The organism is Aeromonas sp. FDAARGOS 1403, assembly GCF_019047325.1.
Classification (GTDB): domain Bacteria; phylum Pseudomonadota; class Gammaproteobacteria; order Enterobacterales; family Aeromonadaceae; genus Aeromonas; species Aeromonas dhakensis.
Genome location: NZ_CP077249.1, coordinates 4654968 through 4680856, shown reverse-complemented (window position 1 = coordinate 4680856; position 25889 = coordinate 4654968). Strand labels below are relative to the sequence as shown.

21 protein-coding genes and 1 pseudogene are annotated in these 25889 nt (G+C 63.8%); 4 read left to right on the top strand and 18 right to left on the bottom strand.

Annotated features, from left to right (window positions below):
- Positions 1-203: 203 nt before the first annotated feature.
- Entirely contained in the window at positions 204-1082 is an 879-nt protein-coding gene (gene prmA, locus I6L33_RS21365; protein WP_010675412.1) for a 50S ribosomal protein L11 methyltransferase, read from the bottom strand.
- Between the two features lie 525 nt (positions 1083-1607).
- On the bottom strand, positions 1608-2624 hold the full coding sequence (locus I6L33_RS21360; protein ID WP_216973310.1) for a zinc-binding alcohol dehydrogenase family protein: 1017 nt from the start codon (positions 2622-2624) through the stop codon (positions 1608-1610).
- 100 nt (positions 2625-2724) lie between these two features.
- On the opposite strand from I6L33_RS21360, the gene I6L33_RS21355 reads away from it, so the two are divergent.
- Positions 2725-3597, top strand: a complete 873-nt coding sequence (locus I6L33_RS21355) for a LysR family transcriptional regulator (RefSeq protein ID WP_054545430.1) — start codon at positions 2725-2727, stop codon at positions 3595-3597.
- Positions 3598-3599: 2 nt separating this feature from the next.
- Here the strand turns inward: I6L33_RS21355 and I6L33_RS21350 are convergent, their stop codons facing one another.
- The 7 genes from I6L33_RS21350 to acs form a co-directional block, all read right to left on the bottom strand.
- Positions 3600-5027, bottom strand: a complete 1428-nt coding sequence (locus I6L33_RS21350) for a PTS transporter subunit EIIC (protein ID WP_216973309.1) — start codon at positions 5025-5027, stop codon at positions 3600-3602.
- A 77-nt stretch (positions 5028-5104) separates the two neighbouring features.
- Positions 5105-6583, bottom strand: a complete 1479-nt coding sequence (gene panF / locus I6L33_RS21345; RefSeq protein ID WP_216973308.1) for a sodium/pantothenate symporter — start codon at positions 6581-6583, stop codon at positions 5105-5107.
- Complete coding sequence (locus I6L33_RS21340) at positions 6573-6851, bottom strand: YhdT family protein (RefSeq protein WP_010633080.1); 279 nt, start codon at positions 6849-6851, stop codon at positions 6573-6575. Before I6L33_RS21340 ends, panF begins: the two co-directional genes overlap by 11 nt.
- 79 nt (positions 6852-6930) lie before the next feature.
- On the bottom strand, positions 6931-8271 hold the full coding sequence (accC, locus tag I6L33_RS21335) for an acetyl-CoA carboxylase biotin carboxylase subunit (protein WP_005298029.1): 1341 nt from the start codon (positions 8269-8271) through the stop codon (positions 6931-6933).
- Between the two features lie 15 nt (positions 8272-8286).
- Positions 8287-8745 (bottom strand): acetyl-CoA carboxylase biotin carboxyl carrier protein, encoded by a 459-nt coding sequence (gene accB / locus I6L33_RS21330; protein WP_216973307.1) that lies wholly within the window; start codon positions 8743-8745, stop codon positions 8287-8289.
- Between the two features lie 36 nt (positions 8746-8781).
- Complete coding sequence (gene aroQ, locus I6L33_RS21325; RefSeq protein WP_005298040.1) at positions 8782-9231, bottom strand: type II 3-dehydroquinate dehydratase; 450 nt, start codon at positions 9229-9231, stop codon at positions 8782-8784.
- A gap of 265 nt (positions 9232-9496) precedes the next feature.
- Complete coding sequence (gene acs, locus I6L33_RS21320) at positions 9497-11443, bottom strand: acetate--CoA ligase (protein ID WP_216973306.1); 1947 nt, start codon at positions 11441-11443, stop codon at positions 9497-9499.
- A gap of 170 nt (positions 11444-11613) precedes the next feature.
- Between acs and I6L33_RS21315 the strand changes: the two genes are divergently transcribed.
- The gene (locus I6L33_RS21315) at positions 11614-11913 is read left to right on the top strand and encodes a hypothetical protein (RefSeq protein WP_017779921.1); all 300 of its coding nucleotides are present in this window, start codon (positions 11614-11616) and stop codon (positions 11911-11913) included.
- Between the two features lie 34 nt (positions 11914-11947).
- Here I6L33_RS21315 and I6L33_RS21310 read toward each other — a convergent pair whose 3' ends face one another.
- The 7 genes from I6L33_RS21310 to torC all read right to left on the bottom strand — a co-directional run bounded on the left by I6L33_RS21310 (position 11948) and on the right by torC (position 21246).
- On the bottom strand, positions 11948-14398 hold the full coding sequence (locus tag I6L33_RS21310) for an EAL domain-containing protein (RefSeq protein WP_216973305.1): 2451 nt from the start codon (positions 14396-14398) through the stop codon (positions 11948-11950).
- Between the two features lie 102 nt (positions 14399-14500).
- The gene (locus tag I6L33_RS21305; RefSeq protein ID WP_216973304.1) at positions 14501-15121 is read right to left on the bottom strand and encodes a hypothetical protein; all 621 of its coding nucleotides are present in this window, start codon (positions 15119-15121) and stop codon (positions 14501-14503) included.
- A complete protein-coding gene (locus I6L33_RS21300) occupies positions 15108-16250 on the bottom strand; it encodes a hypothetical protein (protein ID WP_216973303.1) in 1143 nt (380 codons plus the stop codon). The genes I6L33_RS21305 and I6L33_RS21300 overlap by 14 nt, the downstream gene beginning before the upstream one ends.
- A gap of 169 nt (positions 16251-16419) precedes the next feature.
- Positions 16420-16788, bottom strand: coding sequence for a hypothetical protein (locus tag I6L33_RS21295; RefSeq protein ID WP_216973302.1), 369 nt, complete (start codon positions 16786-16788; stop codon positions 16420-16422).
- A gap of 4 nt (positions 16789-16792) precedes the next feature.
- Positions 16793-17461, bottom strand: coding sequence for a molecular chaperone TorD (gene torD / locus I6L33_RS21290; protein ID WP_065016766.1), 669 nt, complete (start codon positions 17459-17461; stop codon positions 16793-16795).
- 98 nt (positions 17462-17559) lie between these two features.
- Positions 17560-20052, bottom strand: coding sequence for a trimethylamine-N-oxide reductase TorA (torA, locus tag I6L33_RS21285; RefSeq protein WP_216973301.1), 2493 nt, complete (start codon positions 20050-20052; stop codon positions 17560-17562).
- Between the two features lie 27 nt (positions 20053-20079).
- On the bottom strand, positions 20080-21246 hold the full coding sequence (torC, locus tag I6L33_RS21280; protein WP_216973300.1) for a pentaheme c-type cytochrome TorC: 1167 nt from the start codon (positions 21244-21246) through the stop codon (positions 20080-20082).
- Positions 21247-21401: 155 nt separating this feature from the next.
- Between torC and torR the strand changes: the two genes are divergently transcribed.
- A complete protein-coding gene (gene torR / locus I6L33_RS21275) occupies positions 21402-22115 on the top strand; it encodes a two-component system response regulator TorR (RefSeq protein WP_216973299.1) in 714 nt (237 codons plus the stop codon).
- Between the two features lie 261 nt (positions 22116-22376).
- Here torR and I6L33_RS21270 read toward each other — a convergent pair whose 3' ends face one another.
- Both I6L33_RS21270 and I6L33_RS21265 read right to left on the bottom strand, forming a co-directional pair.
- Entirely contained in the window at positions 22377-24404 is a 2028-nt protein-coding gene (locus I6L33_RS21270; protein WP_117402456.1) for a protein-disulfide reductase DsbD, read from the bottom strand.
- A 65-nt stretch (positions 24405-24469) separates the two neighbouring features.
- Positions 24470-25495, bottom strand: coding sequence for a thioredoxin family protein (locus tag I6L33_RS21265; protein ID WP_215269783.1), 1026 nt, complete (start codon positions 25493-25495; stop codon positions 24470-24472).
- Between the two features lie 135 nt (positions 25496-25630).
- On the opposite strand from I6L33_RS21265, the pseudogene I6L33_RS22105 reads away from it, so the two are divergent.
- Positions 25631-25855: pseudogene (locus I6L33_RS22105) on the top strand (GntR family transcriptional regulator); the annotation flags it as partial.
- Positions 25856-25889: the final 34 nt, after the last annotated feature.

The window sequence follows — 25889 nt, the reverse complement described above, 5'->3', positions numbered from 1 at the left end:
CGCTGGGTGGTGGAATCAGCGAAGAAGCGGCTGCCGCCGGCGGGCCGAAAACAGACGGGGCTCCCGTGTAGGAGCCCCGTTGATAGTTTGGCAAGTGCCGCTTAGCCGAGTTTGTAGCTGATGGGCTGGCAGCCGCCGTGGCTTATTGCTTATCAGCCGAGTTTGCGGCCGATGGGTTGGCAGCCGCCATAGCTTGTTGCTTCTCAGCCGAGTTTGCGGCCGGAGAGACGGCACCACTCTTCCTTGACGGCGGTCGGGTCCATCTCGAACCACTGGCCGTAGATGGTCTCCAGCTCCGGCGCCTGGCTTTCCAGCACGCCGGAGAGGGCCATCAGGCTGCCCGCCTTGCCGTGGCCGGCGATAAGCGGCGCCAGCTCGCGCAGCGGGCCGGCCAGAATGTTGGCAACCACCACGTCCGCTTCGACATCTTGCGGCTGATCCGCCGGCAGGTAGAGCTCGATCTGGTCGGCGACGCCATTGCGCTCGGCGTTGTCACGGCTGGCCTGGATGGCCTGCGGATCGATGTCGATGCCGATGACCCGGGCAGCGCCCAGTTTCAGAGCGGCGATGCCGAGGATGCCGGAGCCGCAACCAAAGTCGACCACGGTTTTTCCGGCCAGATCCAGCCCGTCCAGCCACTGCAGGCAGAGCGCCGTGGTGGGGTGAGTACCGGTACCGAAGGCCAGACCCGGGTCCAGCATGACGTTGACCGCATCCGGGTTCGGCACGTCGCGCCAGCTCGGGCAGATCCACAGGCGCTCACCGAACTGCATGGGGTGGAAGTGATCCATCCACTCGCGCACCCAGTCCTTGTCTTCCAGCTGCTCCACCTTGTAGCCCACGTCTTCGCCGAAGATCTGCTGGAAGAAGGCGATGGTGGGCGCCGGATCGGTTTCGGCGTCGAACAGCCCCATCACTTCGGTCTCGCCCCAGAGCGGGGTCTCGCCTGGCATGGGTTCATAGACGGGCACATCCTTGGCATCCATAAAGGTCACCGCCTGGGCACCACGCCCCAGCAGCATGTTGCTCACCTTGTCTGCGGTCTTGGCAGTGGCGTTGATTCGAATTTGTATCCAGGGCATGGCGTCGACTCTTCATAAATGTGAAACCGCGGGATTCTATCATCATGGGCGTGTGCTGTCGTGGTTTGCCCATGCAGTGTGGTGGAGGATACGGACTTTGCCGAGTTGGCACGGTTCATGTATTCCTCATTGGGTGACGGGAAGCAACCTGTTCCCGCTGAATGCTTTGCTCTAGGAAAGTTCCGTCATCTTTTTCAGCCACCTTCGGGTGGCTTTTTTTTGCCCGCAGAGTGGCCGGGGGCTACAGACCCAGGTGGCAGGGCACAATGTGGCAAGCAAGCGGGGAGAGGGGTGGGATTGGCACACTAGCTGCAAAGGTTCAGAGGTCCTGCATAAGGATATGTGTGTGATTGTTACCCCAACGTTCAGGTATTTAGGGCCATCCCGGCGGGATGGCCCCTTTTTTTGGCTTTTTTATGGTGAAGCTGCGTGGTGACTGTCTGTTGCCTGATATGTGCTGTGCAGTGATGGGGCTTGTCACTGGTGAGTTCACCCCATGATGGTGCAGTTTTTACCCATAAGGGATTAGTTGCCGAACCGACTCATGTCGATCACCAGCTTGCCCACCATGCGGCCGGCTTCCACCTCGGCATGGGCCTGAGCCAGGGTCGTCGGGGTCAGCTCGGGTACCACCTTGCTGAGGGTGCTCTTGACCACGCCCTGATCCACCAGGGCGGCGACCAGCCCCAACAGGTTGTGCTGCTCAATCATGTCCGGGGTCTGGAACAGGGAGCGGGTAAACATGAACTCCTGGCTGAAGGTGACGCTCTTGCTCTTGAGCAGGGAGAGATCCCAGGGCTCGCTCGATTCGGCGATGGTGCAGATATGGCCGAACGGGCTGATGAGGCTGGCCATGGCATCCCAGTGCTGCTCGGTGGCATTGGTGCAGAAGATGGCGTCCACCTGGTTGATGCCAAGGGCGGTGAGCTCCTCCTGCAACTGGTGATGGCTCACTACCTGGTGGGCTCCCATCTGCAGGCACCAGGTCCGGGTTTCGGGGCGCGAGGCGGTGGCGATCACCTCCATGCCGGTGAGCTGGCGGGCCAGCTGGATGGCGATGGAGCCGACCCCGCCGGCGCCGCCGATGATGAGCAGTCGTCCGCGGCTCTCGCGGCTGAGGCTCATGCGCTCGAACAGGGTCTCCCAGGCGGTGATGGCGGTGAGCGGCAGGGCGGCCGCTTCCACGTCGCTCAGGCTGGCGGGGGCGAGGGCGGCGATGCGCTCATCCACCAGTTGCAGGGCGCTGTTGCTGCCGGGGCGGCTGATGTCGCCGGCATACCAGACCCGGTCGCCCGCCTTGAACAGGGTCACCTCGCGGCCGACGGCGATCACCTCGCCCACGGCGTCCCAGCCCAGTACCCGCGGGCTGCTCTCGACCTTGGCCTTGGGGGCGCGCACCTTGGTGTCGACCGGGTTGATGGAGGTGGCGTTGACCCGCACCAGCAGGTCGCGCGGGCCCGGCGTCGGGTCGGCCAGATTGGCCTCGATGAAGCAGTCGGGATGATCGCTCGGCAGATAGTGGGTCAGGGCGATGGCTTTCATGGCAGTTCCTTTCAAATCGGTTGGATGGGGATTGCCAGCCACTCTAGTCTGGTTGATTATTCAGATTAAGATGGGTAATTGGTAAAGACTGTTTGAATATATGAACAATGTCGAACTGGAGCTGATGGGGCTGTTTGCCACCGTGGTGGAGCAGGGCAGTTTTACCGGCGCGGCCGAGCTGCTTGGCATGCCCAAATCCTCGGTCAGCCAGAAGATCTCGCGGCTCGAATCCCAGCTCGGGGTGCGCCTGTTGCAGCGCACCACCCGCCGGCTGAGCCTGACCCCGCAGGGAGAGGTCTATGTGGAGCAGTGCCGGGCGCTGCTGGCGCTGGCCCGCAGCGCCAATCTGGCGATGGCGCGGCTGCGCGCGGCCCCGGCCGGCCGGGTGCGGATCACCGCGCCGGAGGCCACTGGCACCCTGCTGCTCGGCCGGATCCTGGCCGAGTTTCGGGCCCTCTATCCAGAGGTGGTGCTGGAGCTGACCCTCTGCGATGAGCAGCTCGATCTGGTGGGGGAGGGTTATGATCTGGCGCTGCGGGCGGCGCCGCTGAAAGACTCCAGCCTCATCTGCCGGCGCATCGGTCAGGTGCCGCGGTACTTGGTGGCGGCCCCCGCCTATCTGGCGGCCCACGGCATGCCGCAACAGCTGAGCGAGCTGGGTCGATACGCCTGCCTGGTGCACACGTCGCTGCCGGTGTGGCCGCTGCAGGAGGGGGGCTGGCGGCCGCAGGGGGCCTGTATCAGCAACAGCCTGCTGGCGCTGCGGGAGCTGGCCATCAATGAAGGGGGAATTGCCCTGCTGCCCCATCACGTCTGCGAAGGGGATCTGGCGAGTGGCCGCTTGCAGAAGGTGTTGCCCGAGCTCGCCGTGCCGCCCAACCCCTTCTATCTCATCTACCCGAGCCGGGAGCACCTGGCCCCCGCCCTGCGCAGCCTGATGGATTTTGTGGCCGAGCGGTTGCCGTTTGCCTGAGGCTACCAGCCGCTCTGGCCGGCGGACTCCTGATTGGGCTTGAGGCCGAGCGGCACCGACTGACGCTCCGCCAGCATGCGGATCTGCCCCTCGATCAGGCTGGCGTTGGGGCCCAGCACCAGTACCAGTTGATGGTCATTGAGCTGGATCCAGGAGAGGCAGCCCAGCCCCAGCAGGCGGGATTGATCCACCTGCGAGATGTCGCGTACCCGCAGGCTGAGGCGGGTCAGGCAGACGCTCATGGCCTGCAGGTTGTCCATGCCTCCCAGCACCTTGAGGTACTGGATCGCCAGCATCTGGGGATCGGAGGGGGCGACGCTGGCCAGCCGTGGGTGTTCCGGGGCGATGGGCTTGCTCGGCAGGCTGAGGGGCGTGCGCTCCAGCAGCTGGTAGAACAGCAAGGTGTAGGCGACGAAGAACAGGATGCCGACCGGAATGAGCCAGAAGCTGTGCTCGCCGGCGTGGTAGCTCAGCACCAGATCCAGCAGGCCGGCGGAGAAGTAACTGCCCACCTTGATGCCGAGCGCGCTGCAGGTGGCGAGCGATAATCCGGTCAGCAGGGCGTGGGCCAGAAACAGCCAGGGGGCGGTGAAGGCGAACAGGAACTCGATGGGTTCGGTGATCCCCACCAGCGCCGAGGTGAGCGCCAGGGTGAGCAGCAGCCCCCCTTGCGGCAACCGCTGCATGCGCTGGCGGTGCAGCCAGATGGCGAAACAGGCGCCAGGCAGGCCGAACATGATGATGGGGTAGAGCCCGGCCACATAGCCTTCGTGCAGCGGCTGGGCGCTGGCCAGCGCCTGCAGGTTGCTCTCCCCCAGCCCGATGAGGCTGCCCAGCACCTGGTGCAAGCCGAGCGGGATCAGCAGCCGGTTCAGCACGCCGTAGCAGAAGGCGCCGAGCGGGGTGGTGAGCAGCTCGGAGGCGAGTAGGGTGATGCCCTGCTCCAGCAGCGGCCAGAGCAGCGCGAGGGGGAAGGCCAGCAGCAGGCAGGCCAGCGCCGAGGCGAGCAGGCTGGTGAAATCGCCATTGATCAGCCGCAGCCAGTGGGGCATGGGGTGGCGCTTGAGCCAGGGGTAGACGATGGCGGTGGTCAATCCCGCCAGCAGGCCGCAGATCATGTCGCTGTGCAGGCCGGGGGCCAGGGTGCCGAGTGCCGAGCTCAGCAGCAGGAAGTTGACCGCCCCGGCCAGCGCCTGGCTCCCCTCACCCTGGCGGCTCAGCCCGAAGGCGATGGCCACCGCATAGATGAGCGGCATCTGGCTGAACAGGGCGCGACCGGTGAGGGAGAGTACCGCCAGATCCAGCACGTCCGGCTGGCCGAGCCGATAGAGCAGGGCCGCCAGCGGCAGGATGGAGACCGGCAGCAACAGGGCGTAACCGAGTCGCTGCAGGGCTTGGGTCAGGATCTGTCTGGCGTTCTGGACGGGCATAAGAGTGCACTGTTTTGTGATATGGCGCACAGTTTACCCTTAAAACACCCATTTTGGGATAGTTTCGGAACCCTTTATTAATCCATTGCTGAACAAGGTTCGAAGAGTCGCCGCACGCTCTGGCTCGGAGCCGGGGTGAGCAGGCTGACCAGCACGAAGGCGACCAGCCCCAGCGCCAGGCTCGGCACGATGGCGTGCAGACCGGCCAGCTTGATCCCCCACTGGCTCAGGACGGCGTAGCAGAGGATGCCGCACACCATGCTGGCCAGGGCGCCCGGGCCGTTGGCCCGTGACCAGTAGAGGCCGAGCACCAGCGGCCAGAGGAACACCGCCTGCAGGCCGCCAAAGGCGAGCAGGTTGAGCCAGATGATCATCTCGGGAGGCTGCAGCGCCGCCAGCAGCACCAGGGTACCCAGGATCAGGGTGCAGAGCAGGGAGAGGCGCGGCACCCGTACCTCCAGCTTCTCCTGGCCGGCCTTCTCCGGGCTCAGGTAGTTGAGGTAGAGATCCTTCACCAGCGTGGCGGAGGCCTGGATCAGCTGGGAGTCGATGGTGGACATGATGGCTGCCATGGGGGCCGCCAGGAAGACCCCGGCCAGCCAGGGGGGCAGCACTTCCATCATCAGGGAGGGCATGATCTTGTCCGGGCTGTCCATGCCGGGCAGGATGGCGCGGCCCAGCGCCCCGGCCAGGTGCATGCCGAACATCAGGAAGGCGCTGACGACGGTGCCGATCAGGATGCCGCGATGCAGCGCCTTGCTGTCGCGATAGCCAAAACAGCGCAGGGCCGAGTGGGGCAGCCCCACCACCCCGACGCAGACCAGTACCCAGAAGCTCAGCATGAAGGGCTGGGTCAGCATGTCGCCGGCCCCCTGCGGGCTCACCAGCTTGGGATCGATCGCCTTGAGCTGGTGGATGAGGTTGGGCAAACCATCCCCCGCGATCAGGATCCCCGCCAGCAGGGCGCCGGTGCCGATCAGCATGATGATCCCCTGCAGCGCATCCGTCATCACCACGGCGCGAAAGCCGCCGATCACCGTGTAGAGCAGCACGCAGCCGGCAAACAGCAAGAGTCCCTGCTGGTAAGAGAGGCCGGTGGCGGTCTCCAGCAGGCGGGCGCCGCCGATGAACTGCACCACCATGGTGGCGATGAAGGCGAGGATGATGGTGACCGAGCCCAGCACCACCACGGCCCTGCTCTGGTAGCGGGCCCACAGCATGTCGTTGATGGTCACCGCATTGACCCGGCGGGCTATGATGGCGAACTTCTTGCCAAGCACCCCCAGGGTGAGCCAGACGGTGGGCAGCTGGATCATCGCCAGCAGCACCCAGCCGAGGCCAATCTTGTAGGCGGCACCCGGCCCGCCGATAAAGGAGGAGGCCGAGGTGTAAGTGGCCACCAGGGTCATGGCCAGCACTAGGCCGCCCATGCTGCGGTTGCCGATGAAGTACTCCTGCACGAAGTCACCGCCCACCCGGTGGCGGCTGGCCCAGAAACCGACCCCCAGCACCAGCACCAGATAGATGCACAGCGGCAGCAGCAGCTCAAGATTCATGGGGAGGCTCCTTGTCATCGAGGGGCTGGGAGTCGAGGGGGATATCCACGAACAGGCGATCCACCATCAGGCCGCACAGCACGATGAACAGCAGCGGCATCAGAATGCAGCTGAGCAGGAACCAGAGCGGCATATCCCAGAATTCGATCTCTTCGGGGATGAAATAGGCCGTGCCATACCAGGCAAGGAAGTAGAGCAGGGTCAGCAGCAGGCAGAGTGCTGCTTCCCGACGAGCGAGCGCAAAACGGTTCACCTTGGCCTCCGACAATTTCGAGGGGCGCAAGGATAACAAAAAAGGGCCATGTCGCCATGGCCCTTTTTCAGCAGAAGATCTGCGGACGCGAGTCTTACAGACCCAGCTTCTTGTGCAGGTAGTGGATATTGGTACCACCGTGCTGGAAGTTTTCGTCCTTCATGATCTCTTTTTGCAGGGAGACGTTGGTCTTGATCCCTTCCACCACCAGCTCGTCCAGTGCCTGACGCATGCGGGCAATGGCGACGTCGCGGTTTTCACCGTAACAGATCAGCTTGCCGATCATGGAGTCGTAGTAGGGCGGCACCTTGTAGCCGGCGTAGATGTGGGAGTCCCAACGTACGCCCAGACCGCCCGGCGCGTGGAAGCGCTGGATCAGGCCAGGAGACGGCATGAAGGTGGCCGGGTCTTCGGCGTTGATCCGGCACTCGATGGCGTGGCCACGGATGCGGATGTCCTGCTGGGTGATCGACAGGGGCTGGCCGGCGGCGATGCGCAGCTGCTCCTTGATGAGGTCGACGCCGGTGACCATCTCGGTAACCGGGTGCTCTACCTGGATACGGGTGTTCATCTCGATGAAATAGAACTCACCGTTTTCGTACAGGAACTCGAAAGTACCCGCACCGCGGTAGCCGATCTCGATACAGGCGCGCACACAGCGTTCACCGATGAACTTGCGCATCTCGGCGGTGATGCCCGGCGCCGGTGCCTCTTCGACCACCTTCTGGTGGCGACGCTGCATGGAGCAGTCGCGCTCGCCCAGATAGAGGGCGTTGCCCTGGCCGTCTGCCAACACCTGGATCTCGATGTGGCGCGGGTTCTCCAGGTACTTCTCCATGTAGACCATGTCATTCTTGAAGAACTGGCCTGCTTCGGACTTGGTCAGCGCGATGGCGGCAGCCAGCTCGGCTTCGCTGCGCACCACGCGCATGCCGCGACCACCACCGCCACCGGCGGCCTTGATGATCACCGGGTAGCCGATGCGCTTGGCAATGGCGGCGTTGTGCTTGGCATCGCTGTCAACCGGACCGTCGGAGCCCGGTACGCAGGGTACGCCCGCCTTCTTCATCGCCTCGATGGCGGAGACCTTGTCACCCATCAGGCGAATGGTCTCGGCGCGCGGGCCGATGAAGACGAAGCCGGATTTCTCGACCACTTCGGCAAAGTCGGCGTTCTCGGAGAGGAAGCCGTAGCCGGGGTGAATGGCAACGGCACCGGTCACCTCGGCGGCGGCGATGATCGCCGGCACGTTGAGGTAGGAGTCGGTACTGGCCGGTTTGCCGATACAGATGGTTTCGTCGGCCAGCAGCACATGCTTGAGCTCCCGGTCGGCGGTGGAGTGAACGGCCACTGTCTTGATCCCGAGCTCTTTGCAGGCGCGCAGGATCCGCAGGGCAATTTCACCGCGGTTGGCGATGACTACTTTGTCCAACATGGGTGGCGATTTCCCTTATTCGATGATGAACAGCGGCTCGTCGAATTCGACGGCCTGACCATTTTCAACCAGGATCGCTTTGATCACGCCGGCCTTGTCGGATTCGATTTGGTTCATCATTTTCATGGCTTCGACGATGCACAGGGTATCGCCGACATTGACGTGCTGGCCCACTTCCACGAACGGCTTGGCTTCCGGGCTGGAAGAGCGGTAGAAGGAACCGACCATGGGGGAGCGCATCAGGTGACCGGCCGGGGTGGCGTCGGCAGCCGGTGCTGCGGCGGCCGGGGCGGCGGCGACAGGAGCGGTTACCGGAGCAGCAACCTGCGGCATGATCATCTGCGGAGCAGCGGTCACCTGACCGGAGAAGTTGCGGCTGATGCGAACGGACTCTTCACCTTCGGAGATCTCCAGTTCGGCGATGCCGGACTCTTCAACCAGTTCAATCAGCTTCTTGATTTTGCGGATATCCATTAGCATTCTCTTTCTTCTTTATCTGATCAGTGATTATCAAGCCGCGCGCAACTGGTGCACGGCCGCGGTTAAAGCGAATTGGTAGCCATCGGCCCCCAGCCCACAAATGACCCCCTTGGCGACATCAGACAGATAGGAGTGATGACGGAAGGGTTCCCTGGCGTGGACGTTGGACAGGTGAACCTCGATAAAGGGGATGGCCACACCCAGCAGCGCATCGCGGATGGCGACGCTGGTGTGGGTGAAGGCGGCCGGATTGATGATGATGAAGTCCACCTGACCCATGGCCTGGTGGATGCGGCCGACCAGCTCATGTTCGGCGTTGGATTGCAGGTGTTCCAGTGTGACCCCGAGTTCGCCGGCACTTAGCGTCAGATCGGCGACGATCTCATCGAGCGTCTTGCTGCCGTAGATGCCCGGTTCCCGTTTGCCCAGCAGGTTCAGGTTCGGCCCGTTGAGCAGGAGAATTCGGTGTTTTTGCGACATATTGAGTACATCCTCGATGATAATGCTGCTATCTGTCAGCTATCTTGTGGACTACCAGAAATCTAGCCATTTTCTGCTCAAATCGGTGTGCACTGGCACACAGATTTCGCAATTATATTGATTTCGTGAAAATTAGCAGCATTTTACTGGTCTAATCTCTACATCTGTCTGTTTTTTGCTCTATTTGGTCGGTTGTCAAAACACTCACTAGCAGGAATGACAAAGCCGGCACAGGGCCGGCTTTGGAGGCAAAAGGCAGACGGGATCAGGCGGCTTCGGACTTCTCGCGAATGAGTTTGTCCACTACGCCCGGATCCGCCAGGGTGGAGATATCCCCCAGGCTGTCGGTCTCGCCGGTGGCGATCTTGCGCAGAATGCGCCGCATGATCTTGCCGGAACGGGTCTTGGGTAGCCCCTCGGCCCAGTGGATCACGTCCGGGGTGGCGATGGCGCCGATCTCCTTGCGGACCCACTCCTTCACCTCCTTGTGCAGCTCCCGGCTCGGCTCTTCGCCGGCGATCAGGGTGACATAGGCGTAGATGCCCTGGCCCTTGATCTCGTGCGGCACGCCCACCACAGCCGCTTCGGCGATCTTCGGATGAGCCACCAGCGCGGATTCGATCTCGGCGGTGCCCATGCGGTGGCCGGAGACGTTCAGTACATCATCCACCCGGCCGGTGATCCAGTAGTAGCCATCCTCGTCGCGACGGGCACCGTCGCCGGTGAAGTAGCGGCCGGGGAAGGTGGAGAAGTAGGTCTGCTCGAAGCGCTCGTGATCGCCGAATACGGTGCGCATCTGGCCCGGCCAGGAGTCGGTGATCACCAGGTTGCCCTCGGTGGCCCCCTCCAGCGGCTCACCCATATTGTCCACCAGCGCCGGCTGCACGCCGAAGAAGGGGCGGGTAGCCGAGCCTGGCTTGAGATCGGTGACGCCGGGCAGCGGGCTGATGAGGATGCCGCCGGTCTCGGTCTGCCACCAGGTGTCGACGATGGGGCAACGCTCGTCGCCTATGGTGCGGTAGTACCACTCCCAGGCTTCCGGGTTGATGGGCTCGCCCACCGAGCCCATGATGCGCAGGCTCGAACGGGAGGTACCCTCAACTGCCTCGTTGCCCTTGGCCATCAGCGCGCGGATGGCGGTGGGGGCGGTGTAGAGGATGGTGACCTGGTGCTTGTCCACCACCTGGCTCATGCGGTTGCTCGCCGGGTAGTTGGGCACCCCTTCGAACATGATGGTGGTGGCGCCGTTGGCGAGCGGCCCGTAGACCAGGTAGGAGTGGCCGGTGACCCAGCCCACGTCGGCGGTACACCAGTAGATGTCCTCCTCGTGGTAGTCGAAGATGTACTTGAAGGTGAGCGTGGCATAGACCAGATAGCCGCCGGTGGTGTGCAGCACCCCCTTGGGCTTGCCGGTGGAGCCGGAGGTGTAGAGGATGAACAGCGGGTCTTCGGCCCCCATCGCCTCCGGCGGGCAGTCGCTGCTGACGGCAGCCGTTGCCTCATGCCACCACAGGTCGCGGTGGTTGTGCCAGGCGATGTTGCCGCCGGTACGTTTGAGCACGATCACCTTGCTGACCTTGGTCTCCGGGTTGGTGAGCGCTTCATCCACGTTCTTCTTGAGCGGCACCGGGCGGCCACCGCGCAGCCCCTCATCGGCGGTGACGACGATGGTGGAGCCGGAGTCGATGATGCGACCGGCCAGGGCTTCTGGCGAGAAACCGCCGAAGACGATGCTGTGCACGGCGCCGATGCGGGTACAGGCCAGCATGGCGATGGCCGCTTCCGGCACCATGGGCATGTAGAGGCAGACCACGTCGCCGCGATGCACCCCTTGTGCCTTCAAGACGTTGGCAAACTTGCACACCTCGGTGTGCAGCTCGCGATAGGTGAGCTTGCGATCCTCGGCCGGGTTGTCCCCTTCCCAGATGATGGCGACCTTGTCGCCGCGCTCGCTCAGATGGCGATCCAGGCAGTTGGCAGAGACGTTGAGCAAGCCGTCTTCATACCACTTGATAGAGACGTGGCCCGGATCGTAGGAGGTGTTCTTGACCCGGGTATAAGGCTTCATCCAGTCGAGGATCTTGCCCTGCTCACCCCAGAAGGCATCCGGGGTCTGCACCGAGGCCTGGTACATGGCCTCATATCCCGCCTTGTCCAGCAGGGCGCCCTGGCTGATGTGGGCTTTGACCGGGTAGACCTTGCTCTCGCTCATGTGTCACTCCTTTGAATACATTTTTGTAATGATTGGATAACAACTTATACCTTTGGCGGGGGAGGGCAATTAGACTTTTGGATAGATGGCAACATCCGCTTACAGTCGCGTCGATGACAATTCATCGCCGATTGGGTAAAACGTCGCTTTTACCGATGGAGACAGCCCCCGTGTTGACCCTGCTTCTTTGCTCCTCCCTCTGGCAGTTCGAGGCCCCGAAGGCCACCGATGAGGCCGCATTGGCCGCCCCCCATGCCAACGGTCTTGAACTGACACCGACACAGCCCGACTCACCCTCACTGCGGGATCACATCAGCGGCCAGCTGAGCGAGGCATGGCTGGCGCGCAAGCCGCCGGTGTCCGTCACCCTCGGGGAGAAAAAGTCCTCCTATCCGCAGGACTCCTTGCTGGAAGAGTCACGCCGGCAGCAGGACGAAGGGTGGGACGCCAGGCTGACCTTCAACGATTGAGCCGGCAGTGGCTGTCACCCCCCTGGCGCGGGGGTCAGCACCAGTGATTCCTGCCCGATGCCAGCTGCGCCGCCAGATGGGGCTCGGCCAGCGGATGGCTGAACAGATAGCCCTGCCCCTCCTGACAGTGGAGGGATTGCAGAAACTGGCGCTGGGCCTGGGTCTCTATCCCTTCGGCGGTCACCATCATGCCCAGGCTGTCGGCCAGGTTGACGATGGTGCGGCACAGCTCCCGGCTGTGCTTGTCATCGGGCAGCGCCTGCACGAAGGTCTTGTCTATCTTGATCCGATCGATGGGCAGGCTTTTCAGCAGGCTCAGGGATGAGAAGCCGGTGCCAAAATCGTCGATGGCGATCTGCACCCCCAGCTCCTTCAGCCGCTTGAACAGCTGCAGACTCTGGTCGACCCGCTGGATGATGCTCTCGGTGACCTCTATCTCCAGCCGCTGCGGCGGAAAACCGGTCTCGGCCAGGATGGCGGCGACCCGCTCCACGTAACCTGCCGAGCGCATCTCCCGTACCGACACATTGACCGACAGTCTGGGCACCGCCAGCCCTGCGGCCAGCCAGGCTTGCCCCTGCTGACAGGCGGTACGCATCACCCACTCCCCGATCTGCTCGATGAGGCCGCACTCCTCGGCCACCGGAATGAAGCGGGTCGGCCCTATCATGCCCTCGCTGGGGTGTTGCCAGCGCAGCAGGGCTTCCAGCCCGCTCAGCTGGTTGCTGGCCAGATCCGTCATGGGTTGATAGAGGATGCAGAGCTGCTGCTGCTCGATGGCCTGGAACAGCCCCTGCTCCATGCTCAGTCGCTCCCGGGTCTGTTCTGTCATGTCCGGGGTATAGAAGAGGTAACCGTTGCGGCCCTGGTTCTTCGCCTCGTACATGGCGCTGTCGGCGGCACTGACCAGAGTGTCCGGGGTGGTGGCGTGTTCCGGATAGAGGGCGATGCCGATGCTGGCGGAGACGGCCACCCGCTCGTGATCCAGCTCGACCGGTTCGCGCAGGCGGGCCAGCAGCTGCTCGGCGAGCCTGGCCAGCTCCTCTGGCTGCTCGAAGTAGGGGATCAGCACCAGAAACTCGTCGCCCCCCAGCCGGGCCGCCACGTCATTGTGGTGCAGCAGTCGGCGAATGCGCTCGGCCAGCAGCTTGAGCAGCTCGTCCCCGGCCCGGTGGCCCAGGGTGTCGTTGATCAGCTTGAAGCCGTCCAGATCGATGAACAGCAAGGCGAGCTGCTGCCGGTTGAGGTGGGCGGTCTTGATCTCCAGCTCAAGCCGCTCCTGCAGCAGGTTGCGGTTGCCGAGCTCGGTCAGGGGATCGTGATAGGCGAGGTGGTTGAGCTGTGCCTCGGCCTTGCGAATGGCGCTGATGTCGGAGAAGGCGATGACATAGTTGGTGGTGTTGTGGCGGCTGTCGTGGACGGCGCTGACATGCTGCCAGGAGGTGAAGTAGCCGCCATCCTTGCGCAGGCACATCATCTCGCCATGCCAGGCGTGGCTGCCGGGCAGCAGGGTGTGCCAGGGGTAGTCGATGTCGGTGTGGCGGCGCGGGTGCATGATGGCTTCCGGTGACTTGCCGACGACCTCGTCCTCCTCGTACTGGGTCATGCTGCAGAAGGCCGGGTTGACCGAGATGATCTGGCGCTGGCCATCCATGATGATGATGCCTTCGGAGGCGGTTTCGAATACCACGTTGGCCTGGCGCAGCTTGTCTTCCTGGGTGCAGCGATCGGTGGCGTCGTGGATCACCCCGGTGATGCGTCGCCCCAGATGTTCGCTGGCTGCCACGTGATCGGCATGGATGTCGACCCAGCCTCGCTGCTGATCGGGCCCCAGGTAACCTAGGGTGAGATGAATGGGGGCCGTGCCCTTGAGCGCCGCCCTGAGCTGCTCGCCAGAGAGTGGATCGAAGCGCTTGATGAACTGCTCCATTCCCCCCTGAAACTCGCTGGCGGCGGTGCCGAGCAACTGTTCGACCCGGCCGTCAAACTGCAGTCTATCCTCCTTGACGTGCCACTCCCACACCCCGATCCGGCCGGCGTTCATGGCCAGTTGCAGCCGCCGCTGCGACTCGACCTGTTCGGTCACGTCGCGCACTATGGTGAGAATGCCGTCGGGCACGCCCTGTTCGTCGAGCATGGGGCTGTAGATCGCCTGCCAGTGGCGTTGCTGGCCCTGATGAGCCGCGGTATGGCCGCTCAGGTTCAGCTCGACCCGGGGGACGCCGCTGCTGATGATCTGCTGGAACAGGGGTTCCAGCACGGGGGCCAGGGCCGGGACGATTTCCCGCAGGGTGTGGCCGTAGTGCTCCTCCCGGGAGAGGCCGTTGAGGTCGGCCAGGGTCTGGTTGACGCTGCGGCAGCGAAAGTGGCGATCGAAGATGCCTATGCCAAACGGGGCCAGTTCGAACAGCTGCTGCAGCTCGTTCACGCTCAACTGCCCCGCCTGCGGCGGATCGGGCATGGCGTCGAAAAGCTCTTTCCCCATCACGGGACTCCGAAATTGACTGTTTTGTCATTTGAGGTGTTGTCAGTATGGCATGAAGCCTACTGGAGGGAAGAGGTGGGGGCTCATTTGCCCCCAATTTGGTTATTTTCCGAAGTGGTAGCTCAGGGTGAGGTTGATCATCGGTTGCCAGTCATGCTCCTTGATGAGCCACTGCTTGGCGCCGAACTCGGTGCCCAGTCGCCACTGCTGCCAGCACCAGCTGCGCTCCAGCGTGAGCCCCCAGTCCCGCAAGCCTTCGTTCGCCCCATAGGCGGCCATGTGGGCCTGACTGCCGCGGGTCAGCCAGAGATTGAGGGAGAGCCCGGCAGGCAGCGGCAGGCTGTGCTCCATGTACCAGAGCTGGCCATAGCGCCCGCTGACGTCATAGAGCTGGCCCAGGGTGAGCTGGTGATCGTCATCCAGTTGCCAGCCCAGGCGCCAGAGTGCGCTGAAGCGGGTACGGTCGATCACCTCCATCGGACTGACGCCGAGGGCGATAAAGCTCTTGTCGTAGAGCGGCAGCGCCACCCCGGCGCTCTGGCCGTCGGCGAAGATGAGGCCGACCTGGGTCTCCCGCTCGTAGCCGACCCAGAACTGGGTACTGTCGCTGCTGCCGCTGCCCGCCTGCTTGCTATCCAGCTGCCACTGACCGCCGATGGCCAGCTCCTTGGCGCAGACCGGCAGCGCCAGGAGCAGCACCAGCCAGTGCTTATTTGTTGCCATAGAGCCGCACCCAGTCCCGATCCTGATGCATGCCCATCAGGTGGCAGATGATGCCGGAACGCTGGAAGGCGTAGATGAGCAGCACGCTGGTGGCGCTGAGCGCCATGATGAGGCCGAAATTGTTGGGCAGGATAGTGCCCTGGCGGGCGGTCCACCACAGCAGGAGCGGGCCCCACAGGTGCACGAAGATGCTCTTGTGGAAGATGAAGACGGTCAGCGAGTACATGCCGATCCAGTTGAGCGGGCGCCAGCAGAGGCGAATGTTGCGCTGATGCAGCCAGAGCACGGCCCCGATCACCAGAAACTCCATGCCCCAGATGCCGGCACGCCCGATCATGTCCATCGCCAGCTCGTGCTCGTTGGCGTAGATGTCGCTGAGCTCGACCGTGCTGGTCTCGCCGAACATGAGATAGCAGGCCAGTGCCACCAGCGAGAGCGTCAGCACCAGCGTGTTGAGGCGGTCCCGCCATTGGGGCCGCTGATGCCAGCACCAGCCGTAGAGGAAGCCGAAGCAACCGCTGGCCATGAAGAGGTCGAGGCGGGCATCCAGCTCGTAGTCGGGGTGTACATGCAGCTTCATCCAGCCGTCGATGTGACCGAGCAGATCCTGCACGCCGAGCTGATCCAGCAGCAGGCTGAGCAGGGTCAGCAGCAGCATGCCGCGGATGCCGAACCAGGCGTAGACCAGCGAGAAGAGCGCCAGCAGGCACATCCACAGCATCACCGGATAGAAAGAGATCGCCTCGCCGAAGTTGGGAGCGATCACCAGTCCTTCCACATAGAGCACCAGTATGATGCTGGCGAACAGCACCAGCTTGCCGCCCAGCTGCGGTCTGAAGCTGGCCTGATCACGGCGACTGAGGTTGAAGGCGGCCAGCGCCAGGTAGATCTGGCTGACCCAGGGGATGAGCCAGGCCGACACCTGGGCCGTCAGATGATCCATGGGCAGCAGCTGACCGGCCATCGCCTTGTGGGAGAGGTAGAAGCTGTCCCACAGGGCGTGCTCCCGATTGAAGAAGTCGATGTACCAGTAGTTGAGGTAGCCGGTGTAGTGCTCGAAGACGGCCATGAAGATGACGAGCCCTCGCAGCAGATCGAGGCCCGTGATGCGCGCATCCTGTGGAGGCATGCTGATGCTCCTGTATCGGTCGGAAAAGGAGCGGCACTATAGCGGTTGTCGTGAAACTGAACGGGAGCTGAATGTAAGCGAATGTTACCTGCAATTACCCCGCTGACCTTGCCACAAGGGCAACCGGGGGGATCGGGCTGTCATGATTTGTAATAGTTTTGGCGCTTTTTCAGCCTTTCTGGCGGCCAAACGCCTGGATGCCGCGCACCAGGACCAGCCAGCCGACCACGTGAAACGGCAGCGCCATGGCGTAGAGCAGCAGCCAGTGGGCCTCGCTGCCACTGCTGTGGATGAAGTCGATCCAGGCGGCCAGCAGGGCCAGCATGCCCGCTATCTGGAAGCGGCGGCGCAGCACCACCTCGACGCCGAGGTTGGCAAGGTAAAGGGTCAGCAGTATGCCGGCGAAGCCGGTGAGCTGGGCGGTGCCGTAGAGTTCCCGATCCGGGTTCAGCAGCAGCGCGGCGAGGGGAGTAATGCCCTGATCCTGCGGGATCAGGGCCAGCAGCCAGCATGCGATCAGGAGCAGGGCTGTTTTCATCGGCTTAGTCGGCGGTTTGCGCCGGTTTGACCAGACTGAGGTAGTTGGCATCCATCTTGAGGAATACCCCCAGCAGCCGGGCACTGGCGCCGTAGAAGCCGAACTGGTCGGCGGCGCGGCAGGCGCTCTCGAATTTGTCGAACCAGCCGAGCAGGTGGCCGTGCAGCAGGGACTCCTGCTCGCCGAGCCAGCTTTCACGCTGGGCGGCGGTGGTCGCCTCGGCGGCACGGATGATGAGGTTGCCCATCAGATCCAACTCGATGGCCAGGTGATCGGCAGGCTCCTTGTATTTGTCGCTGACGTTGATGCCGAGGCGATCGAGGCGGGCCTGCATCTCGCTCATGGGGGCCTGCATCAGCAGCTTGCCCTCGCCGCGATAGAGCGACTCGTAGGGCAGGGCGCCCTGCTTGGGATCCACTAGGAACAGACCGGCGAAGTCGGCGGCGAGCTCCAGCTGGCGATCGGGGCGCACCAGCAGGCGGGCGATGGCCTCGTTCAGTTCGGCCACGGCCTCGCGCATCGGGTCGAGAGTGGAGAGGCTCTTCAAGAAGCTGCGCACGTCGTAGGTGTCGTATTCAGCGATCTGTGCATCACTGAGCTCGGCAGCGAACAGGGTGGAGAACCACCAGTAAAGCTCGGCCCGGCGTTCGCTGGTAGCCATGAATTCCTGCATTTATCCTCCGTGGATGACAATCGGGAGCCATAGAGGCTCCCGATTCTAACGACTTTAAAAATAAAGGAAACTCAAGGGGTGACTTTCGTCCCCTCGGGTCACAGTGCCGGGAACATGGGATCGATGCCCTTGGCGGATTCCGGCGCTCCGAAGGCGGTGACGGCCGGCGCCTGCCCGCGGAATTTCTCGATCTCCACCAGCGCTGTGTGGGCCGTGGTGGCCTGCGCCAGGCTGGAGGAACCGATATCGGCAGTCAGCACGTTGGGATCGCCATAGGTACACAAGGTCCCCACCTTGCCGCCTTCCTGCGGGCCGTACCAGGCCCCCTCCTGGATGCGCACCACGCCGGGGGCGTAGTCTTCGCTCACCACCAGACCGGCCAGCACCTGACCGCGGCCGTTGAAGACCCGCACCAGATCCCCGTCCTTGAGCCCGCGCGCCCTGGCGTCCTGCGGGTTCATGTAGACAGGCTCGCGCCCCTGCACCGTGTAGGTGGCACGGTAGTTGTCGGAGGAGCAGAGCTGGCTGTGCAGCCGCTTGTCCGGGTGACAGGATTGCAGGTGCAGCGGGAACTGCTGGCTGCCATGACCGCCGTGGGAGCGCTCGTAAGGCTCGATCCAGACCGGGTGGCCCGGGCAATCCGCGTAGCCGTAGTCGGCGATGGTCTTGGAGTAGATTTCGATGAGGCCGGACGGGGTGCCCAGCGGCTCCAGATCCGGCTCCTTGCGGAACGACTCGTGCCGCACCCAGGGCTGGCCCGCCGGGAAGCTGACGAAGCCTTCACCGTGCCAGAACTGGCTGAAGCGGGGCAGGCGGATACCGATGCCGCGGCCCTGCAGGCGGGCGTCGTCATAGATGCTCTGGATCCACTCCAGCTTGCTCTTGCCACCGGTGAACTCGGCCTCGCGATCGAAACGACGGCAGAGATCGGCGAAGATGTCGTAGTCGTCGCGCGCCTCGAACAGCGGCTCGACCACCTTGTGCATGGCCAGGATGCCGGCGTTGGAGTGGGAACCCCACTGCTCGATGTCATCCCGCTCGTAAGTGGTGGTGGCCGGCAGCACGATATCGGCGAAGCGGCAGCTGGCGGTCCACTGGTGATCCACGCTCACCACGGTTTCCAGCTTGCGCCAGGCGGCGATCATCTTGTTGCGATCCTGCTGGTGGTGGAACGGGTTGTTGCCGCAGAACACCGCCATCTTCATCTGGGGGTAGGTGATGGTCTGACCGTTGAAGGCAATCTGCTTGCCCGGGTTCAGGATGCAGTCGACGAAACGGGCCACCGGGATGAACCTGGAGTAGCCCTTCCAGTCGCCGTCGTGCAGCGGCTTGACCCCGGGGATGACGGAGCTGAAGCCGGACATGATGGGGCCCGTGCTGGTGATGGTACCGGCGCCGTTGTAGTGCCAGCCAAAACCGTAGCCGCCCCCCGGCAGGCCAATTTGGCCCAGCATGGAGGCCAGGACCACCAGCATCCAGGCGTACTGTTCGCCGTGGTGCATGCGCTGCACGCACCAGCCGCCGATGAGCTGGGTGCGGCCGCTGGCCATGGTACGTGCCAGCTCGCGAATGGTCTCGGCAGGCACGCCACAGATGGCGGCCGCCCACTCTGCATCCTTCACCTGACCATCCCTGGTGCCCAGCAGGTAGGGCAGGAACTTGTCAAAGCCGGTGGTGTAGTTCTTCAGGAACGCCTCGTCGTGACGCTTCTCGCTGTAGAGGGTATGGGCGATACCCAGCATCAGGGGGACGTCGGTCTGCGGGTTCAGGGTCACCTGATCGCAATTGAGGTACTTCTGGGTCTTGGACTTGACCGGGTCGACGCTGATGACCCTGATCTCGCCCTTGGCCACTTTATCTTTCAGCTGTGCCCAGTATTCGTAGACGCTGTGATCCGGCACCAGCCAGCCCACCTGCAGGTTCTTGATGGGATCAGAACCCCAGATGACGATGGTCTTGCTGTGCTCCAGCACCAGCGGCCAGGAAGTCTGCTGCTCGTACACCTCCATGGCGCCCGCCACGTGGGGCAGGATCACCTGGGCGGCGCCGGTGGAGTAGTCACCGGCCTTGGCCAGATAGGTACCGTGCAGGTTCATGGCGCGGCCCAGCATGGCGCCGGCGGAGTGCAGCTTGCCGACCGACTGCCAGCCTGAGTGACCGGCGTAGAGGGCGCTCGGACCATAGGTCTTCTGCACCCGCTCCAGCTCGTGATAGAAGAAGTCCAGCGCCTGGGACCAGGTCACCCGCACGAAGCGGTTCTGGCCGCGTTCGCGGGTGTCGGACTGGTGGCCCTTGCGCAGCCAGTCCAGCCGCACCATGGGGTAGCGGATGCGGGAGGGGTTGTAGACCACTTCACTCAGGGCCTTGAGCATCTCGGTCGGATGCTTGTCATGCTCGAACGGCAGGGTCTCGACCCAGCGGCCGTTGACCACACGGGCGCGGAAGGCACCCCAGTGGGAGCCGGACTGCACCAGTTTTTCGCCGGACTCGGCGGCCATCACGGCGCGACCGAGCAGGGAGGGGCCGATCAGGGCGCTGGCACCGCTGGCCAGCAAGCCACCCAGAAAACCACGACGGGAAATATTGATCATCTTGTTATTCCTCTTTCGAATCCGGAATTAGTGGCTGCCCTGACCACCGGTATCGGCGGCATGGTTTTGCAGGTACTTGAGCAGGGTGCGCTCCTCTTCCTTGCTCAGGCGGTAGTAGGCGGACATGGCCTTGAGACCCGAGATCCAGCCGTTGGCGGTGAAGTGAGCCGGATCCGGCGCCGCGTGGCAGGAGTTGCAGGTGGACTTGTACATCTCGCCGGCATAATCCCAGATCGGTTTGAGGGAGGATTCGAGGCCCTTGCCATCGACCCAGGCCTGCACCTGCACCTGTTCCCACTTGATATGGGTGGCGTTGTCGGTCTCTTGTTTCAGGATCTGCTCGTTGGCCCTGAGCTCGTCACGGATGGTGGCGACGAAGACCCGCTTGCCCATGTATTCGCTCAGTACGCGGCCCTTGCCTGCGGTTTCGCGCCAGCCTTCGATGGTCACCTTGAGGCGATCGCCGCTGCGAGCCACGACGTCGATGCGGGAGGCGGGCAGCAGCTTGCCGACCGGCTCGGTACTCTCTTCGCTTTCGTAGAGATCCTTCTCGCCCAGGGTGTAGAGGGTCTCGGCAGCCGGTGCCTCTTGCGCATCGCTTGCCAGGGTGGCGTAGGTGGCACGGAAGCCGCCCGCCATGTTCGGCAGCTCGTGGGCGATCCCCTTGTGGCACTCGATGCAGTTCATGTTCTTGGCGGCGGCATCCTTCATCGCCAGGGCGGCGGCGGGGGACTGCTTGGCGTGGTCCATGTTGTCGTAGCTGTGGCAGGACTTGCAGGTCTTGGAGTTCTGGCTGCTCATGCGGGCCCACACCTTCTCGGCCAGGTGCAGGCGCCTGTCCTCAAACTTCTCCTGGGTGTCGATGCTGTGGCCTATGTACTGCTGATAGAGGTCGTTGGCCGCCTCCATCTTGCGGGCCACCTTGCCGACGAAGTCCTTCGGCTGGTGGCAGTCGGTGCAGATGGCCTGGACGCCGGAGGCGTTCTTGAAGTGGACGGACTCCTTGTACTCGGGGTAGACGGTGTCCTTCATGGTATGGCAGGAGATGCAGAACTCGAGGGTACTGGTTTTCTCGAAGCCATAGTGCAGGCCGACGCTGCCGGCCAGGGTGACCCCGACGCCCGCCAGCACCAGCGCCAGTACCGACCAGCGGCGGCTGGGGGTGCGCAGGAAATGCCACAGTTTTTTCATCATGTTCTCTCACATCACTTTTTTGATGGAGGCCATGATAGGGAGGCGTTGTGAACAGGGCTGCCGCCGAAAATTAACGAAATAGGGGTATTTATGAAAAATTATGAATAGAATAATCCCCCTATGTTGAACTCTGTCGAACCCTGCGGACCCTGCCCATGAGCCACCACATTCTGGTTGTTGAAGACGATGCCGTGACCCGCGAGAAGCTGACCGGCTATTTCGAGCGGGAGGGCTATCGGGTGACCGCGGTCGAGAACGGCCAGGAGATGCGGGCCGTGCTGGCAGAGCAGGAGGTGGCCCTAGTGATGCTGGACATCAACCTGCCGGGGGAGGATGGCCTGCTGCTGACCCGCGAGCTGCGCGCTCGCAGCACGGTGGGGATCATCCTGGTGACTGGCCGCAGCGATGCGGTAGACCGGATAGTGGGCCTCGAGATGGGGGCCGACGACTATGTCACCAAGCCGTTTGAGCTCAGGGAGTTGCTGGTGCGGGTCAAGAACCTGCTGTGGCGCATCTCGTTGGCCGCAGCCCAGCCGAGCGAGCCTGTGGTGGCGGACGATGCGGTGCGTTTTGGCCCCTGGCGCTTCGACATCCCCCGCCGCCAGCTCAGCAAGGATGGGGTGCCGGTGCGCCTGACCAAGGCGGAGTACGAGGTGCTGGTGGCCTTCATCGCCAACGCCGGGCGGGTGCTGAGCCGGGAGCGGCTCCTGGCCCTCACCAGCCACCGCGGCGATGGCCCGAGCGATCGCACCATAGACGTACTGATCCGCCGGCTGCGAGGCAAGATGGAGCAGGATCCCCGGGATCCCCAGCTGTTTGTCACAGTGCACGGGGAAGGCTACCTGTTCGCCGGCGAGATAAGCAACTAGGCATCAGCTCACCATGCGGGTCTGCGGCCCGCTTCCCACGCCTGTGAGTCACGCTGTGCCCGTGTGACAGAGCGGCAAAAACTTCCCGCCACCATGTTTTATATCCTTTTGATCATAAAAAGGATGATCTCCTCATTGCGCCAAGCAACCGGCCCGAAGTACCTCGTGCGACAAGTCCATGATGGCCGCGCCCTGGTATGGCGCGGCTGCGCCCTTCTCCAGGGCGGAGAAGAGCTGGTAGGGGGACATGGCTGGCGCCGTTCAGGGTCTGGCATGTGCCAGCGCTATCAGGGTGTTGGGTCCAAGCACCTGGGGCAGCACCCTGGGCTCGCGCTGACCCGGCGTATACCAGAGATAGAGCGGTACACCGGAGCGGGCGTGCCGGGCCAGGAAGGCGGTGATCGCGGCGTCGCCACGGGTCCAGTCTCCCCGCATCACCACCACCCCGGCCTTGACAAAGGCCTCGTGGGTGGCGTCGCGATCGATGGCAACCTGCTCATTGACCTTGCAGGTCATGCACCAGTCTGCAGTGAAGTAGAGAAATACCGGCTTGTCGCCCGCTAGCAAGGGTTCCAGCTTGGCTTCATCGAAGGGGAGCAGGTTGGCAGCGGGCTGGGTGGGAACGGAGCGTTCGGTCACCTGGCTCAGGCCGAGGGCGATGGACAATACCGCCGCGAGCAGGGCGGGCAGCCAGGCCATCGGCTTGAGCGCTCGTTGGCGCAGACCGGTCAGCCAGAGACCGAGCGCCAGCAACATGGCGCAGCCCACGCTGGCGGTCAGCGCATTGACGGACACCTGTTGGCCGAGCACCCACAGCAGTGCCAGCATGGTCAGGAACATGGGAATGGCCAGCAGGCGGCGCAAGGTCGCCATCCAGGGGCCCGGTTTGGGCATCATGCGCTGCAACGCCGGGGTAAACCCCAGCAGCAGGAAGGGCAGCGCGATGCCAAAACCCAACCCGGCGAACACCAGCATGCCCGCTGCGGGGGGCAGGATCAGGGCCGTGCCGAGCGCCGCCGCCATGAAGGGGCCGGTACAGGGGGTGGCGACGAAGGCGGCCAGGGCACCGGTCCAGAAGGCCCCGGTGGCACCATCGCGTCGGGTCAGTCCGGCTCCGGCATCGACGCTGCTGAGCTCAAACAGGCCCGCCATGTTGAAGGCGATGACGCAGGTCAGCAGCAGCAACAGCAGGATCATGCGTGGATCTTGCAGCTGGAAGGCCCAGCCGAGCTGGGCACCGCCTGCCCGCAGGGCCAGCAGCACACCACCGAGCGCCATGCAGGTGACCATCACGCCGGCCGTATAGGCCAGCGCCTCGCGCCGTGCGGTGCGCGCACCGGTGCCGGCCCTCGCCAGGCTCATCGCCTTGAGACTGAGGATGGGAAAGACGCAGGGCATCAGGTTCAGCAGTAGCCCCCCTGCGATCGCCCCGGCCAGGGCCAGCAGCAGGGCGGTGACGCCGTGCTCCTGGGGCGCGGTGGCAAGTCGGGCGTCCAGGCTCAGCCCCAGGCCGTGGCCGAGGACCAGGGTTGCCTGGAACGGCTCGGTCGGGGTGGCGCCGGCCTGGGTCTCGACGATGAGCAGATCACCCTGGCGTTCGAAGTGCTGGGGGGCGGCATCGACGATGGCGTGCCCGCTGGCGCGAAAGAGATGGGGCTTATCGAGAGGGATATCGGCGGGCAGCGGCACCTCGAGGCGCAGCCGCTGCTGCTGCACGGTAAAGCCGACAGGGGCGCCGAGCGGCCTCGGCAGCGCCTGGCGCCACTTGGCAAAATCGGCGGCGAGGGCGACGTCGGGCTCGCCGTGGCCGACCCGCAGCGTGGTCTGCAAGCTGGCGCGTTCCGGCACGCAGGCGTCGTCACGGCAGGCCAGGTACTGCATGTCGAGGCGGATCGGCAGCGGTGTGCCCACGGGGATCCCCTCGGCGATGGTCAGTTCGGCCAGCAGTGCGTAGGGCTCGCCATAGACGTGGTTCATGATGCCGCCAAAGCGCTGGGTCTGTGGCAGCGGATAGGCGGGCTTGCCGACGCTGACGCCAGCGGGTAGGTGCCAGGTCAGTTGAGGAGCCAGGCCCGCATCCCCCGGTTGTTTCCAGTAGCCATGCCATCCCGGCTGCGGCGTCATCGCGATCGCCAGGGTGGTGCCGCCATGGGCGGAGGGGGTTGGGCTGGCGGCGTGCAGTGAGGAGGCGATCAGTGTCTCTCCGGCGCCGGGCATGGCGGCCGCGAGCAAGGGGGTGAGCGTCAGGCAAAGCGCGAGCAGTTGCCGTTTCAGGGTGTTGATTTTCATGGGGCGTCTTCTTTGGGTGCAACAGGACACCGGTCCATCGGAGCGGTGTCCATCACGGTTGGCGCTTATTTCAGGTTCTTGATGGCGTCGGCCAACTGGCGGTCCTGCGGGCCCAGGATGCGGGCGACGCGGTTCTGGCTATCGAGCAGCACCACGCTCGGGATGTCGCGAATGCCAAAGGCGCGAAACAGGGAGTCATCTTCGTTCAGCGCCAGCGGCAGGCTGCTGCCCCCGCTCTTCTGGTACTCCTGCAGATCGGCCTGGGAGACCCAGAGGCCGGAGGAGACGCCGACCCACTCCACGTGCTTCTCGCTCGCCATCAGCTTCTCGGCCTCCTCGCGCACGAACTGGCAGCTCTTGGCAGTCTGAGGGCGACTCTCGGCCAGGTAGGATTCACACCAGGGAGCGAAGAATACGATGGCGCGCGGCTTCTGGTTGGCGGCAGCGAAGTCCATGGGGCGGCCATTGAGCAGGGTGATCCCGAGATGGCTGACCTTGTCGCCCACGGTGAAGGTGGGGGCGGCGCTGGCACCGGCAGCCGGCGCGACGGGCTGCGCCTTTTCGGAGATCGCCTGTTGCAGCGCGGTGTGCAGCGCCTGATCGTCCAGATGGCCCACGTGCATGATCTTGCCATCTCGTCCGATCACCACGTGCTGGGGCGTGACCCGCAGGTTCAGCGCTGTCGCCAGAGTACCGTCATCGATGGCAATGGGCATGGTCAGGCCCTGCGCTTTGCGGTAGGCGCGGATGGCCTCTGCGTCGTCGGAGAAGCCTGTGTTGACCGCGATCACTTCGAGCTGATCGCCAAGTTTCTGCTTGATGGCCTCAAAGCCCGGCATCTGCTGGCGGCACGGCACGCACCAGGTGGCCCAGAACTTCAGATAGACCGGTTTCTTGCCATAGAGTTGGGCCAGATCGATCTGCTTGCCGTCCAGGGTGGTCAGTGTGACCGCCGGGGCCGCTTGGCCGATCAGGGGGCTGCCCGCACTCTTGGCGCGTTGCTCGCCTTCGGCGTCGTAGCTGTTGTCGTTCGCGTAGGCGGAATGGCCGAGGCTGAGCAGGAGCAACAAGGCAGCGAGTGGTTTGAGCAAGATGGACTCCTTAAATGCTTTCGAACATGTATCGGGGATGGTTTAATGACCCGATTGTATGCAGTTTGATAGTCCAAGAATAAGGACCAGGAATGCCAGTTTTCACTGTACCATCGCGTACTTTGGCCTGTGGCGATGCGTGAGCTGCACATCGTGCTGCGCCGCGAAACCGGCGGCTCTCTGGTCGACCAGATTGCCACGGCCATCGGCCTGTCTATCCGCCAGGGCACGCTCTATGCGGGGGCCAGGCTCCCCTCATGGCGCGATCTGGCCATCCAGCTCGGCGTCGCGCGGGGCACAGTCCGCGCTGCCTATGAACGGCTCATCGACGAACAACTGATCGTCTCACAGGGGGCGGCGGGGACCTTCGTCGCCCAGAGCCTGCCGGTGCACT

What these genes read in the sequence shown, in the direction of transcription:
- accB (WP_216973307.1), bottom strand. Translation starts at nt 8,745, where the DNA reads ATGGATATCCGCAAAATCAAGAAGCTGATTGAACTGGTTGAAGAGTCC.
- prmA (WP_010675412.1), bottom strand. Translation starts at nt 1,082, where the DNA reads ATGCCCTGGATACAAATTCGAATCAACGCCACTGCCAAGACCGCAGAC.
- I6L33_RS21310 (WP_216973305.1), bottom strand. Translation starts at nt 14,398, where the DNA reads ATGGGGAAAGAGCTTTTCGACGCCATGCCCGATCCGCCGCAGGCGGGG.
- I6L33_RS21305 (WP_216973304.1), bottom strand. Translation starts at nt 15,121, where the DNA reads ATGGCAACAAATAAGCACTGGCTGGTGCTGCTCCTGGCGCTGCCGGTC.
- I6L33_RS21300 (WP_216973303.1), bottom strand. Translation starts at nt 16,250, where the DNA reads ATGCCTCCACAGGATGCGCGCATCACGGGCCTCGATCTGCTGCGAGGG.
- torC (WP_216973300.1), bottom strand. Translation starts at nt 21,246, where the DNA reads ATGATGAAAAAACTGTGGCATTTCCTGCGCACCCCCAGCCGCCGCTGG.
- aroQ (WP_005298040.1), bottom strand. Translation starts at nt 9,231, where the DNA reads ATGTCGCAAAAACACCGAATTCTCCTGCTCAACGGGCCGAACCTGAAC.
- I6L33_RS21295 (WP_216973302.1), bottom strand. Translation starts at nt 16,788, where the DNA reads ATGAAAACAGCCCTGCTCCTGATCGCATGCTGGCTGCTGGCCCTGATC.
- torA (WP_216973301.1), bottom strand. Translation starts at nt 20,052, where the DNA reads ATGATCAATATTTCCCGTCGTGGTTTTCTGGGTGGCTTGCTGGCCAGC.
- accC (WP_005298029.1), bottom strand. Translation starts at nt 8,271, where the DNA reads ATGTTGGACAAAGTAGTCATCGCCAACCGCGGTGAAATTGCCCTGCGG.
- I6L33_RS21350 (WP_216973309.1), bottom strand. Translation starts at nt 5,027, where the DNA reads ATGCCCGTCCAGAACGCCAGACAGATCCTGACCCAAGCCCTGCAGCGA.
- acs (WP_216973306.1), bottom strand. Translation starts at nt 11,443, where the DNA reads ATGAGCGAGAGCAAGGTCTACCCGGTCAAAGCCCACATCAGCCAGGGC.
- panF (WP_216973308.1), bottom strand. Translation starts at nt 6,583, where the DNA reads ATGAATCTTGAGCTGCTGCTGCCGCTGTGCATCTATCTGGTGCTGGTG.
- torR (WP_216973299.1), top strand. Translation starts at nt 21,402, where the DNA reads ATGAGCCACCACATTCTGGTTGTTGAAGACGATGCCGTGACCCGCGAG.
- I6L33_RS21355 (WP_054545430.1), top strand. Translation starts at nt 2,725, where the DNA reads ATGAACAATGTCGAACTGGAGCTGATGGGGCTGTTTGCCACCGTGGTG.
- I6L33_RS21270 (WP_117402456.1), bottom strand. Translation starts at nt 24,404, where the DNA reads ATGAAAATCAACACCCTGAAACGGCAACTGCTCGCGCTTTGCCTGACG.
- torD (WP_065016766.1), bottom strand. Translation starts at nt 17,461, where the DNA reads ATGCAGGAATTCATGGCTACCAGCGAACGCCGGGCCGAGCTTTACTGG.
- I6L33_RS21360 (WP_216973310.1), bottom strand. Translation starts at nt 2,624, where the DNA reads ATGAAAGCCATCGCCCTGACCCACTATCTGCCGAGCGATCATCCCGAC.